The organism is Kitasatospora sp. NPDC093550 (genome assembly GCF_044764985.1).
Lineage (GTDB): Bacteria > Actinomycetota > Actinomycetes > Streptomycetales > Streptomycetaceae > Kitasatospora.
In genome coordinates, this window is the sequence record NZ_JBIWJF010000022.1 from 38,774 (window position 1) to 52,044 (window position 13,271).

Here is a 13,271-nt window from a genome sequence, read left to right on the forward strand (position 1 = left end):
AGCGCCGGGAACCGTGGCGCCCTTTCCTGGAGGGCGCCACGGGTCTCGGCCTACTTCGTTCTCCCGCCCGCGCGCCCTCACCGGCCGTCCGCGCCGTTCCGTCCGGGCTCCGGACGTCCACGCCCGCTCCGCCCGCGGCCGCGGGGCGAACCACGTGCCAGCCGTCACCACCGGGAAACGCCGAGGCCCTGACCGCCGGTGGCGGTCAGGGCCCGGGACGCGGAACCAGCCGCCCCGCGGGGGCCGGCCGGGCGTTCCGTCAACGGCGTCGGTAGCTCACGGTGTTGGGGGTCGCGTAGTCGCTGCCGTCGTCCACGATGATGATCTTCGGGATGATCCGGGTCTCGTCCTCCGGCTCCTGCTCGGCGCCGTTCTCCGCACCGGCCACCGCCTCGGACGGCGCGGCGGGCGGAGCGGCAGGCGGCGAAGCGGGCTTCGGCGGGACGGCCACCGGAGCGACCGGACCGGTCACCACGCCCTCGCCGGACGCCTCACCGGATGCCTTGGCGGCCGCCGAGGCAGCGCCCCCGCCGATCACCGGCGCCCGCAGCACCGCCGTGGCCTTGTCCTTCGTCAGCTTCGTCAGCGCGGGAGCCGCGACCTTCGCCGAAGCCTTCCGCAGGTTCTCCACCGGGATCTCCCCGGTGTCCGCCTCCGAGTCCGGCGGAGCCGCGTCGGCGACCGCGTCCACCGGAGCCCGACCCGGGCCCACCGAGTCCGGATCCACCGAACCCGAGCCGGCCGAACCCGCGTCAGTCGGCTCCGGATCCGCCGAAGCGGGCGAAGCCGCCGCCGCGGCCACCGCGGGCTCGATCTGGCCGACCGCCGCCCCGGTGAGCGAGGCCAGCGTGGCCTTGATGTGGTCCAGGTGCTGCTGCACCGTCTCCAGCCGGGTGTCGAACTCGCGGTGCTCCCGCTCGCTCGCCGCGTTGATCTTCTCGGCCTCCCGGCGGGCCTGCTCGATCAGCTGGTCGGCCTTGGCCTGGGCGTCCGTCTCCAGCTGCTTGATCTGGTTCAGCACGGTCTCGCGGTGCTGCTCCGCCTCCTTGAGCCGGCGCTCCGCGGTCGCGGAGACCTCGGCGTCCTCGGCGTCGGCCTGGGCCTGGAGCGCGGCGAAGGCCTCGTCGGCCTTGCGGCGCCGGGCGGCCAGCTCGGCCTCGGCCTGCTCGCCGGCCTCGGCGGCGGCGACCCGCACCTTGGCGGCGTACGCGGTGGCGGCGTCCCGGGCGGCGCGGCTCTCCCGGTCGGCGTCGGCGCGGATGCCCTCGGCCTCGGCGCGGGTGCGCTCCTCGGTGCGGCGGGCCGCGGCGTCGGCCTCGGTGCGGGTGGTGGTGGCGTACTCCTTGGCGGCCCGGTCGGCCGCCTGCCCGGCCTCGTAGACCTCGTCCCGCAGGTCCTCGGCGAAGCGCTCGGCCTTCTCCCGGACGGCGCGCCCCTCGTTCTCGGCCATCACGGCCAGGGCCGCGGCCTCCTCGCTGAGCACCTGGTAGTCGGGCTCCGGGGCCTCGTCGGCGGCCCGGCGGATGTCGGCCAGCCGGGCCTCCATCTGCCGGATGCCGGCGCCGAGGACGCTCAGCCGTTCCCACGCCTCGTCGCGCTGCGCGGTGAGCGCGGCGAGGGCTCGCTCGACCTGATCGGGCGCGTAGCCGCGCCGGGCCTGGGTGAAGCCGTTCTGGGGGACGGCGTCGCTCATGGGCTCTTCCCCTCGTGTCGCGGGCTGCGGAGCCCATGATCGGACGGAACGGCCGGATCCGGAACCGGTTCGGAGCCCGGGGCCGGATTCGGTCGTCGTGCGGACCGGAATACGTCGAGGACGGGACGAATAGACCCATCCTCTTGACCTATTTTGCGCAGATCTGGGCGAAACCCCAACGAGGCACAGCGGCGGCGGTATGCCGGAGGGGCCGTCCCGGACACCGGAACGACCCCTCCCCACCTGCGAGGATCCACGACGGTCCGCTACAGCAGACCGTCCCAGAACTGCTCCAGCAGCACGGCCCACCAGGTGTCCGCGTTCTGCAGGGCCGCCGGGTCGATCGCGGCGAGCTGGGCCTGGAAGTCGGTCGTCCAGCGACCGGCCTGGTCCGGCGTCAGCCCGTACCGCAGCCGCCACATCCGGCCCAGCAGGGCCAGCGCGCGGACGAACTCCGGTACACCGCTGTTGACGAACCGGGGCGGCTGCCCGGTTCCACCGATGTCCACGGCGACCACGTTCGCGGTGCCGTACTGGACGCACAGCTGGCGGCCGTAGTCGTTGCCGAGCACCAGGTAGCCGCCGAAGTCCGGGCCGCCGGACAGGCCGCGCTCGGCGGCCAGCTCGGCGAGCGTCGGGATCGGGCGGCCCTCCTGCGCCTGGGCCCAGAAGAACGGCCCGAAGTCGCGCGGCAGCCCGGCCCACATCAGGCTCTGCGACACCGGCTCGGGCACGCCCTGGCGGGAGACGGCGCGCTGCTCGTAGCGGAACACGTTCTGCCCGAAGGCGGCGCCGACCTCCTGCGCGAGCTGCTGCGGCGGGAGCGGCGGCAGCGCCTGGACCGTCCCGGGCACGGGCAGCGGCACCCGGAACGGGCGGACCCGCTGGGCGCCGGAGGCCAGCTGGTGCAGCTCGTCCAGGTGGTCGAGCAGCTCGGCCATCCCGGCCTGCCGGGACGCGTGGTCCCGGCCGTACGGGGCGGTGTGGGTGAGCCGGACGTTCGGCCAGGACGCGGCGATCATGCGGTTGCAGTAGCCGCCCGGCAGATCGCACGACTCCAGCTCGGTGTAGAGCTCCAGCACCTGCTCCGGCGGCACGTTGAGCCGGCGCAGGTCCTGCAGGATCTTCCACTCCGGGTGCGGGGTGCCGGGCTCGCTGCGGTGCAGCAGCTTCTGCTCCGACCCGTCCGGGCCCCGGTAGCTGAGCGCGGCGAAGTAGCCCGGGCCGACCGCGGGGACCCCGGGGGGCACCGGTGCGGCCTGCGGCGGGCCGGTCACCGCCGCCGGGGGGACGACCCCGGCGGGGCCGCCCGCGTTCGGGTAGCCGTAGCCGGCCGCGGGCGCGGCCGGGGCCGCCGGACCACCGGGCGGCGGCGGGACGGCGGGGCCGCCGGACGGCGGGGTGCCCGGGTCCGCCGGGGCGCCCAGCAGCGCCGGGTCGATCGCACCGGCCAGCTGGGTCGCCTCGTACGCCATCCCGGCCGAGGGGGTGCCGCCGGCCGGCGTGCCCTGCGGGGCCGGGGCCTCGCCACCGCGCAGGCCCGCCGGCGGCGGGGGCGGCGGCGTGGAACCGGCCGAACGACCGCCGGGGCCGCCGACGGGCGTGCCGGAGCCCGGGGTGTGCTTCAGCCCGGCGGGCGGGGGCGGCGGCGGGGCCGAACCGGGGTTGCGGCCCAGGCCGCCGGAGGCGGCGCCCGCACCGGACGCGCCCGCGGCGCCACCGCGCAGGGCGGCCGGCGGGGGCGGGGGCGGGGCCGAGCCCGGGTTGCGGCCCAGGCCGCCCTGCGGCGCGCCGCCGGCGGGCGTTCCCGCCTCCGGGGCGCCGGGCAGGCCGGCGAGGCCCGGCACGCCACCGGGCGGGGCCAGCATGGTGGGCGCGTGCTCCACCGGCGCCCCACCGGCGGGCGGACCGGGCGGGGTGCCCGGAGCACCCGGCAGACCGGCGAGACCCGGCACGCCACCGGGCGGGGCCAGCATGGTCGGCGCGTGCTCCACCGGGGCACCACCCGCGGGCGGACCGGGCGGGGTGCCCGGAGCACCCGGCAGGCCCATCAGCCCGGGCATGGCGTCCGGCGGGGCGAGCAGCGTCGGCGCCGGCTCGGCGGCCGGGGCAGGCACGGGGGCCTGGGCCGGCGCCGCGGCCGGCGGCTGGGCGCCGGACGGCGGGACCGGGGGCATGCCGTGACCGCCACTCGTCGGCGGCATCAGCATGGTCGCGGCCTCGGCACCGGCGGGCGCGGGCGCGTCGGGCAGGTCCGAGCCGGTGGTCCGCAGACCGTCGGGCATCAGGACGGTCGCCGCCTCGGCGCCGGCCGGCGGCGCGAACGGGGCGACGGGCTCGACCGGCGGCGGAAGGGGAACGGCCGTCCCCGGCTGCGGCGGCGCGATGACCGGCTCGCCGTGGCCGGGCGGCGGGGCGAGCATGGTCGGCGCGTCCCCGGCGGGCCGGTCGGAGACCGGGGGCTCGGTCAGCACGGCGGGCGCGGGCGGCACCGGAGGCGCGAACGGGTCCTCGGCGGCCACCGGCGCGGGCGCAGCGGCGGGCACCGGCGCGGGCGCGGCAGCAGGCACCGGGGCAGGCGCGGGCGCGGCGGCCGAACCGGCCCCCAGGCGCTCCGCCTCCGCCGCGATCGCCGCGGCCCCCGCCTCCTGCAGCCACTGCGGCGGGCTGAGCAGGAAGGAGGTCGCCTCCACCGGCCCGGGCGCGGGCTTCGCCGCACCGGCCGGGTTGGCCGCGACCGGCCGCCCGTAGATCTCCTCGTACTGCCGGACCACCTCGTTGACGGGCAGCGCGGGCCAGAGCGAGCTGGCGCCCGAGTCCCGGGCGATCACCAGCCGCGCCTCACCCGAACCCGGAGCGCCCGAGCCGGAGCCCGAACCCGAGGCGTCCGCCCCGACGGCCCCGTCCCCGCCCCCGGGCGGCATCGCCCAGCAGACGAAGCCCAGGTCGAACTCCCGGACCCGCACCTCGCGCTGCTGCGAGCGCGGCACCCCGCCGTTGATCCACTCCTCGGCGAGCTCCTGCGCCTGCGCGTACGTCACCACGCCCGGTTCACCCCTGTCCGCATCCTCGTCGTCCCCCGTTCCACCAGCACCACCGCGACCACCTCGGTCGTCCCCGGCGACCCGCTCACCGCGACGCCGCGCATCAGCCCACCGGGACGGCCCGGGCGAACCCGCCGTCCACCATCAGCTCCGCGACCGTCTCCAGCTCCGGCGGGCTGCCGGCCAGCCGCAGCAGGAAGGCGTCGAAGTCCTCGCCGCAGGGCAGCAGCAGCCGGGCGAGGCGGTCCTCGGGGGCCTCCGGGGCGCCGGTGTCGCGGGCGTCGTCGTAGAGGTGGAACCAGACCGAGCCGGTCCGCTCGCCGCGCACCTTGAGCGCGACCAGGCCGCCCTGCGCGTAGGCGATGCCCAGGTAGTCCTTGGTGAGGTGGTCGCGCAGGCACTTGTTGGCGTACACGACGTCCTCGGTGCCGTACTCCTCCGTGAGGGTGAGGAACGGCTGGTCGAGCAGCAGCCCGAGCTCGGTGTCCAGCGCCACCCCGACCGGGGCGCGGCCGCCGCCCAGCTTGAGGAAGGTGCGGTAGGCGCCGGGCAGCCGGTAGCCGAGGCGCTCCTCGGCGCGCTGCACCAGGTCCTCGGGGACGCCGATCGGGTCGCCGCCGTCCTTGGCCAGGGAGAAGTGGACGGCCCGGCGCTCCTGCAGCGGGCGGGTGCCGCGGCGGTTGTGGTCGGCGGCGGAGGTCGCCAGGCCGGCGTGGTGCCGCAGCAGGGCCTTGACCTCGACCGGGACGAGCTCCATCCGCCGCCAGCCGGGGGCGGCCCGGCCGACCGCGTGGTGCCAGGTCCAGCCGGGCGGCGTGGCCACGGCGGTCTCCAGGTCGGCCCAGAGCGGGTGGCCCTGGGTGTAGAGCGCGGCGTTGGCCGAGACGTAGTCGGTCAGCCGCAGTTCGTCCACGCCGAAGCCCTCGGGCGGGTCCGCGACCTCGGCCGCCGCGGCGGCGTACGGGCCGAAGTCCGGGTAGCCGTACTCGTCCACGCGGACCCCGCCGGGGTGTCGCTCGGCACGGACCGGATCCGGGAACTGCACCACCTGACCTGCGTACGCCGCGTTCGGTGCGGCGGCGACGCCGGGCCGACCTGTCGTCATCTGGGAGCCCCCACTGGCTGCTGCAAATACTCGGTGCTTGCTGGGCACCAGCCTAGGGGGTCCCTCCGAGGGGCGGACCCCCGCCTTTGCGGAACCACCGCCCCGACGGACCGGCTCACCGCCGGGCGCCCAACGCCCGGCGCGGGCACCGGAGTCGGCCCCGCCGACGGAGGCCCCGGCGGCCGCCCGCCTCCCCCGGCACGCGGCCGGGACGGTACCGGCCGCCGTCTCGACCCGGGAACGTTTTCGGTGAATCAGCGGATATGTCGTGACGACGGCGCACACATTCGGCCAGCATCGGGTGACCGACCGTCCGATCCGCCCGGTATCCGCCGCCTCCGCACCCCGGTTGTACGGATGTCGGTGTCGTTTGACAGGCTTGCCCGGAACGGCAAGGCCACCCCGGCGGACGCCGGGTGACAAGGAGGAGGACGACGGATGACCACCGGTGAGCCGGCGGACCCGCCCGTGCTGCGCCACCACCGGGACAGCCTGCTGCCCGCCGTCGCCGCCGCGCTGTCGCTCAAGGGCGGCGAAGTGCACACCCTGGCGGGCGGCAAGGACGCCCGCCGTCCGGTCCTGCACCACCTGGTCACCGGCTTCCTGGACACCCTGCCGCTGGAGGCCCGCGAGCGGTTCACCGGCCGCTGCCCGGAGGCCGTCCTGCTCTCCCAGTACCTGACCTCGGTCGACGGCCGGCGCTCCAAGCGCGCCGCCCGCAAGCCGATGACGCTGCACGAGGCCCGCAAGGCGCTCAAGGGCTCCCGGATGACGACCGTCCGGATCCGCGAGGAGGGCGATCCTGCGCACGGCACCCACGCCCCGCCGTGCCGCTCCTGCGTCCCGATGCTGGAGCACTTCACCGTGCAGAGCGTCGCCGTCGGGCCGCCCGCCCGCTGACCGGCCCAACACCGGCCCGGCCCCGTCCCCCGTCCCCGATCCCTGGAGTCCGCCCTGAACCCGCCCAGCCCGCCCCCGCCGCCGCCGACCACCCTGGCCGCCTCCGACGGCTCCGCCGGCGGCGCCACCGGCACCCTCGGGCGGACCCGCCCGCGCTTCCCCGCCGACGTCGCCGCCGAGCTCAAGGCGGCCGGCTGGCACCCCGGCCGCTGGCAGATCCAGCAAGCCGAGGAGTGGGCCGACACCCTGGTCGGGTACGGCGCTCCCACCGGCGTGGCGCACGCGGTGTTCCCGGCGGCGGTGGAGGCGTGGGCCGAGTTCGGCGCCCTCGCCTTCGACCTGTCCGGTCCGGGCCGCCAGCTGGCCCGCACCCCGTTCCTGATCGACCCGCTGTGCGGCCTGCACCAGCCGCGCACCCTGCACGACCTGGGCCGGGCCCTGGGCACCCAGGTCGCCCCGCTCGGCGAGGAGGCGTACGGGCAGGCCCTGCTGGCCGTCGACGAGGAGGGCCGGGTCTACAGCCTGGACCACACCGGCGAGTGGTTCCTCGGCCACGGCATCGACCAGGCGATCACCGCCCTGGTCCTCGGCACCGCGCCGGAACGGCTGCGCACCGCGGAGGAGTAGGAGGGGCCGGAGGAGCGGACGGGCCGCGGCCGCGGCTACCTCAGCTTCTCGGCCCGGACCGCCAGCCGGGACGGCAGCACCGCCTCGACCCGGAACCCGCCGTCCGCCTCCGGTCCGGACGAGAAGGTGCCGCCCAGCGCGATCACCCGCTCCCGCATGCCGACCAGCCCGTTCCCCCCGCTGGGCAGCTGGGCCGCGCCGCGCTCCCCGCCCGGGCAGGCGTTCACCACGCTCACCCGCACCCCGTTCGGCGCGTACGCCAGCAGGACGGACACCTGTGCGCCGCCCGCGTGCTTGTGCGCGTTGGTCAGCCCCTCCTGGACGACCCGGTAGGCGGTCTGCTCGGCCTCGCCGGTGAACTCCTGCCGGCTGCCGCTGACCGTCAGCGTCACCGCCATCCCGGCCGCCCGGGACTGGTCCACCAGCCGCGGCAGCCCGGCCAGCGAGTCCGGCTCCGGCGGCCGCTCGTCGTCCATCCGCAGCACGCCGAGGATCTCGCGCAGCTCGTTCAGCGCCTGCCGGCCCACCTCGCCCATCAACTTGGCGCTCTGCGCGGCCTTCTCCGGGTCCTTGACGGCGATCCGCTCCAGCGCGCCGGCGTGCACCACCATCAGCGACACCCGGTGCGCGACCACGTCGTGCATCTCCCGGGCGATCCGGGTGCGCTCCTCCAGCCGGGCCCGGCGGGCGCGCTCCTGCGCCTGCTCGGCGAGCAGGTCCAGCTCGGTCTCCAGGCCGTGCGCGCGGTCCTTGAGCGACTCGATCAGGCGCCGCCGCGCGCCCACGTACAGGCCGGTCACCACCGGGGGGACGGTCAGCCCGACCGCCACCAGGACCGCGATCAGCACCTGCCCCCACAACGGCGGTTGCTCCACCGTCGGATCGTCGGGGGTCAGCATCGACACCATCATCACGGCGACCGCCTCGGCGAAGGCCAGCGCGGACAGCGCCACCACCCGCAGCCGCCGCGAGGGCCACTCCCAGGTCTCCGCCAGCGTGTACAGCGCCACCACCAGCAGCAGCACGCCGAGCATCCCGGGCATCACGAGCAGGGTGACCAGCACCGGGACGGCCGGCCAGCGACGGCGCAGCACCAGCGAGCCGCCGGCCAGCGTGCCGAGCACCGCGATCCCGGTCTCGCCCGCCACGCCCAGGTCGATCCGCGCCGACAGGAAGGCGATCGTGCTGACCGAGCACTCCAGCGCGGCGAGCAGGGCCAGCCCGATGTCCAGGAGGGCGCTGCGCGGCCGCTCCCACCACCAGAACGACCGGTCCTGCGCGCGCTCCCCAGGCGACTTGCTCATGCCCGACAGACTATGCGGCAACCCCCACCCCTCCCCACCGGGATTGTCCGGCACACCTTCCCGGTCCGCCAAGTGGTCCAGACCACATGGGCCGCTCGGCAGCTCTGTCCGCCATCCGGCCACGTCTCGGACAGTGACCGTCGCGACGCCTATGCTGATCGCGTCGGACAGCGCGGTCCGCACGCGCCACAACCGCCACACGCGGGCGGACCTGTGACGATGAGCCGTTGCCGAACCCCACCACCACAGGGAGCCAGCCGTGACCGCTCCGGTCCCCACCCCGGCGGACAGCCCCGGCGTCGCAGCCGGCGCGATCGCCGACAACACCGCCCTGCGCGCGGACATCCGCCGCCTCGGCGACCTGCTCGGCGAGACGCTGGTCCGCCAGGAGGGCCCGCAGCTGCTGGGCCTGGTCGAACAGGTCCGCCTGCTCAGCCGCACCGACGGCGAGGCCACCGCCGAACTCCTCTCCGACATCGACCTGGACACCGCCGCCAAGCTGGTCCGGGCCTTCTCCACCTACTTCCACCTCGCCAACGTCACCGAGCAGGTGCACCGCGGCCGCGAGTTCGCCACCCGCCGCGCCCGCGAGGGCTCGCTGCTCGCGCAGACCGCCGACCAGCTCGCCGAGGCCGACCCCAAGAACCTCGAGGACACCCTGGCCCACCTCGCGGTCCGTCCGGTCTTCACCGCGCACCCCACCGAGGCCGCCCGCCGCAGCGTCCTCAACAAGCTGCGCCGGATCGGCGAACTCCTCGACCGCATCCACCGCGAGGAGCTCGCCTCCGGACTCGTCGCCGCCGGCCCGGCCCGCACCAGCAGCGCCAAGCGCTCCGCCGACCGCCGCCTCGCCGAGGTCATCGACCTGCTCTGGCAGACCGACGAACTGCGCATCGCCCGTCCCGAGCCCACGGACGAGGCCCGCAACGCCGTCTACTACCTGGACGAGCTCTACCGCGAGGCCGTCCCCGAGGTCCTCGAAGAGCTGCACGAGGAACTCGCCCGGGTCGGCCTCACCCTGCCCGACGGCGTCCGCCCGCTCACCTTCGGCACCTGGATCGGCGGCGACCGCGACGGCAACCCCAACGTCACCCCGCAGGTCACCTGGGACGTCCTCAACCTCCAGCACGAGTACGGCATCAAGGACGCGCTGGCCGCCATCGACGACCTGCGCAACACCCTCTCCACCTCCGAGCGGCTGGCCGGCGCCTCGGTCGAGCTGCTCGCCTCGCTCAACACCGACCTGCACCTGCTCCCCGAACTCAGCCCGCGCTACAAGCGGATGAACGCCGAGGAGCCCTACCGCCTCAAGGCCACCTGCATCCGGCTCAAGCTGGAGAACACCCGCGAGCGCCTGGCCGGCGGCACCCCGCACGTCCCGGGCCGCGACTACCTCGGCACCCGCGAACTCATCGCCGACCTGCGGCTCATCCAGGACTCCCTGCGCGCCCACCGCGGCGAGCTGATCGCCGACGGCCGGCTCGCCCGCGCCATCCGCACCGTCGAGGCCTTCGGCCTCCAGCTCGCCACCATGGACGTGCGCGAGCACGCCGAGGCGCACCACCACGCCCTCGGCCAGCTCTTCGACCGCCTCGGCGAGGAGGCCTGGCGCTACGCCGACATGCCCCGCGAGTACCGGCAGAAGCTGCTCGCCAAGGAGCTCCGCTCGCGCCGCCCGCTCGCGCCCACCCCGGCCCCGCTGGACGAGGCCGGCACCAAGACCCTCGGCGTCTTCAACACCATCCGCGAGGGCTTCGAGCGCTTCGGCGACGAGATCGTCGAGAGCTACATCATCTCGATGTGCCAGGGCGCCGACGACGTCTTCGCCGCCACCGTCCTGGCCCGCGAGGCCGGCCTGATCGACCTGCACGCCGGGATCGCCAAGATCGGCATCGTGCCGCTGCTGGAGACCACCGACGAGCTCCAGCAGGCCGACCGCATCCTCGACGAGATGCTCTCCGACCCCTCCTACCGGCTGCTCGTCTCGCTGCGCGGCGACGTCCAGGAGGTCATGCTCGGCTACTCCGACTCCTCCAAGTTCGGCGGCATCACCACCTCCCAGTGGGAGATCCACCGCGCCCAGCGCCGGCTGCGCGACGTGGCCCACCGCTACGGCATCCGGCTGCGCCTCTTCCACGGCCGCGGCGGCACCGTCGGCCGCGGCGGCGGCCCCTCGCACGAGGCCATCCTGGCCCAGCCCTGGGGCACCCTGGAGGGCGAGATCAAGGTCACCGAGCAGGGCGAGGTCATCTCCGACAAGTACCTGCTCCCCTCCCTCGCCCGGGAGAACCTGGAGCTGACCCTCTCCGCCACCCTCTCCGCCTCCGCGCTGCACACCGCCCCGCGCCAGGCCCCCGAGTCGCTGGCCCGCTGGGACGCCGCGATGGACCGGGTCTCCGAGGCCGCCCACACCGCCTACCGCGGCCTGGTCGAGCAGGAGGACCTGCCGAAGTACTTCTTCGCCTCCACCCCGGTCGACCAGCTCGCCTCGCTGCACCTGGGCTCCCGCCCGTCCCGCCGCCCCGACTCCGGTGCGGGTCTGGACGGCCTGCGGGCCATCCCGTGGGTGTTCGGCTGGACCCAGTCCCGTCAGATCGTCCCCGGCTGGTACGGCGTCGGCTCCGGCCTCGCCGCCGCCCGCGCGGCCGGCCTCGGCGACGTGCTGGACGAGATGTACGGCGAGTGGCACTTCTTCCGCAACTTCCTGTCCAACGTCGCCATGACGCTGGCCAAGACCGACCTGCGGATCGCCCGCCACTACGTCGAGCAGCTGGTGCCCGGCGAACTGCGCCACGTCTTCGACCAGATCAAGGACGAGCACGCGCTCACCCTGCGCGAGGTGCTCCGGCTCACCGGCGAGAGCGAACTGCTGGAGCACAACCCGGTGCTGAAGCAGACCTTCGCCGTCCGCGACGCCTACCTCGACCCGATCTCCTACCTCCAGGTCGCGCTGCTGCGCCGCCAGCGCGAGGAGACCGAGGCCGGCCGCCCCGACGACCCGCTGCGCGCCCGCGCGCTGCTGCTCACCGTCAACGGCATCGCCGCCGGCCTGCGCAACACCGGCTGATCCGGGAACGCGCGGGGGGCGGACGGCCCGTGCCGTCCGCCCCCGCGCGTTCCGGTCAGCCGCGCGGCCGCACCTCGATCACCTCCGGGCCGTAGCGGGCCAGGACGTCGGCCTTGGCGGTCGCGTACTGCGGGGTGTGCACGAGCACCCCGGCGCCGTCCTCGGAGACCGTCACCCCGGCGATGCTCACCCCCCGCTCCGCCCAGTAGCCGCCGTCCTCGACCGTGATCCGCCGCGCCAGCGCCAGGTAGTGCCGGCGTGAGCCCGGGACGTCCACGAAGGTGATCGTGACCCCGGAATGGCTCACGGCGCCCAGCACCACGGCGTCGAGGTCGGACCCCGGCACCCGCATCACGTACACCCGGTCGTCCAGCAGCCCCTCGCAGACCCCGAAGTAGTGGTCGGGGTACTTCTCGGCGCCCAGCCTCCTGATGTCGGCGGCCACCGTGACCGGATCGCGACCGTCCGGCCCGCCGCTCGTGCCGGTCACCGCGGAGGGCGGGTGCGGAGGCGTCGTCGACGACACCGGCGGCGGCCCCGACGGCGGCCCCGACGGCAGCCCCGACGGCGGGCCGGACGGCGGTCGCGAGGACGTCGTCGCCGACGCCACCTGCTCCCAGGTCGGCAGCCGCAGCGAGGCCGGCCCGGTCGGGCAGACCAGCAGCGGACCCGCCGTGTCCGCCGCCGACGACGACGTGACCGAACCCGGCGACGTCCCCGGGGCGGGCGGCCGGGTCCCCGTCCCGGGCGACGGTGACAACGACCCCCCGCCCACGACCTGGGCCGACCCCCGTACGGCCCCGCTCGTGCCCCCGCCCCACCCGGCCAGCGCGCCCACGCCCAGCGCGAGCACCGCCGCCCCCGCCACCGACCGCGCCACCAGCCTGGACCGCGCCCGCCGCCGCCCGGCCTCCCGCAGCGCCGCCAGCGGCGGGCTGCCGGCCACCGCCCGGGCCCGCGCGCCGAGCCGGACGACCAGTTCCTCCTCGAACCCGTCCGGCCGCTCAGCCGCCATGCCCCACCATCTCCCTCGCCGGTTCCAGTTCCTGTCGAAGCGCCTTGATCCCGCGCGCGAGGTGGGTCTTCGCCGTGGCCGCCGAACACCCCAGCTCCACCGCCACCTGGGCCACCGGGAGGTCCAGGTAGTACCGCAGCACCACCGCCGCCCGCTGCCGCCGGGGCAGCCCGGCCAGTGCCGCCGCCAACTGCCCGTCCCGCTCGGCCTCCTGGACCGCCGGTCCGTCCGGCGGGGCGGGCGTGAGCACCTCGCGCCTGGTCCGCCGCCACCGCGAGACGTGGGTGCGGACCATCGTCCTGCGGACGTACCCCTCGGCCGCCCCGGGCTCCCGGATCGTCGACCGTTTCGGGTACACCCGCGCCAGGGCGTCGTGCAGCAGGTCCCGGGCGTCGTGGACGTCCCCGGTGATCAGGTACGCCCCCCGCAGCAGGGCCTGGTACCGCGCCACGACGAACTCGTCGAACGGGTCTGCTCCGGAACCCCCCGGGCGCATCGATTCGCGCTTCATACCCT

The 13,271-nt window shown here is 76.0% G+C and carries 9 protein-coding genes; 3 read left to right on the top strand and 6 right to left on the bottom strand.

From position 1 onward, the window contains the following. Window positions 1–259: 259 nt before the first annotated feature. From ACIRD3_RS29345 to ACIRD3_RS29355, 3 genes are all read right to left on the bottom strand, one after another. Window positions 260–1,693, bottom strand: a complete 1,434-nt coding sequence (locus ACIRD3_RS29345; protein ID WP_402222651.1) for a hypothetical protein — start codon at window positions 1,691–1,693, stop codon at window positions 260–262. Window positions 1,694–1,959: 266 nt separating this feature from the next. Then, the gene (locus tag ACIRD3_RS29350; protein WP_402222653.1) at window positions 1,960–4,737 is read right to left on the bottom strand and encodes an SUKH-4 family immunity protein; all 2,778 of its coding nucleotides are present in this window, start codon (window positions 4,735–4,737) and stop codon (window positions 1,960–1,962) included. A gap of 103 nt (window positions 4,738–4,840) precedes the next feature. Then, on the bottom strand, window positions 4,841–5,842 hold the full coding sequence (locus tag ACIRD3_RS29355) for an SMI1/KNR4 family protein (protein ID WP_402222656.1): 1,002 nt from the start codon (window positions 5,840–5,842) through the stop codon (window positions 4,841–4,843). A gap of 438 nt (window positions 5,843–6,280) precedes the next feature. On the opposite strand from ACIRD3_RS29355, the gene ACIRD3_RS29360 reads away from it, so the two are divergent. After that, a complete protein-coding gene (locus ACIRD3_RS29360) occupies window positions 6,281–6,742 on the top strand; it encodes a YwqJ-related putative deaminase (protein ID WP_402222658.1) in 462 nt (153 codons plus the stop codon). 216 nt (window positions 6,743–6,958) lie between these two features. Next, complete coding sequence (locus tag ACIRD3_RS29365) at window positions 6,959–7,369, top strand: SUKH-3 domain-containing protein (RefSeq protein WP_402222804.1); 411 nt, start codon at window positions 6,959–6,961, stop codon at window positions 7,367–7,369. A gap of 35 nt (window positions 7,370–7,404) precedes the next feature. Here ACIRD3_RS29365 and ACIRD3_RS29370 read toward each other — a convergent pair whose 3' ends face one another. Beyond that, complete coding sequence (locus ACIRD3_RS29370; protein ID WP_402222661.1) at window positions 7,405–8,673, bottom strand: sensor histidine kinase; 1,269 nt, start codon at window positions 8,671–8,673, stop codon at window positions 7,405–7,407. A 259-nt stretch (window positions 8,674–8,932) separates the two neighbouring features. Here ACIRD3_RS29370 and ppc point away from each other — a divergent pair, with 259 nt between their 5' ends. Then, entirely contained in the window at window positions 8,933–11,740 is a 2,808-nt protein-coding gene (ppc, locus tag ACIRD3_RS29375) for a phosphoenolpyruvate carboxylase (protein ID WP_402222664.1), read from the top strand. Window positions 11,741–11,795: 55 nt separating this feature from the next. Here ppc and ACIRD3_RS29380 read toward each other — a convergent pair whose 3' ends face one another. Further along, entirely contained in the window at window positions 11,796–12,755 is a 960-nt protein-coding gene (locus ACIRD3_RS29380; protein ID WP_402222667.1) for a hypothetical protein, read from the bottom strand. Continuing rightward, complete coding sequence (locus ACIRD3_RS29385) at window positions 12,745–13,266, bottom strand: SigE family RNA polymerase sigma factor (protein ID WP_402222669.1); 522 nt, start codon at window positions 13,264–13,266, stop codon at window positions 12,745–12,747. The genes ACIRD3_RS29380 and ACIRD3_RS29385 overlap by 11 nt, the downstream gene beginning before the upstream one ends. Window positions 13,267–13,271: the final 5 nt, after the last annotated feature.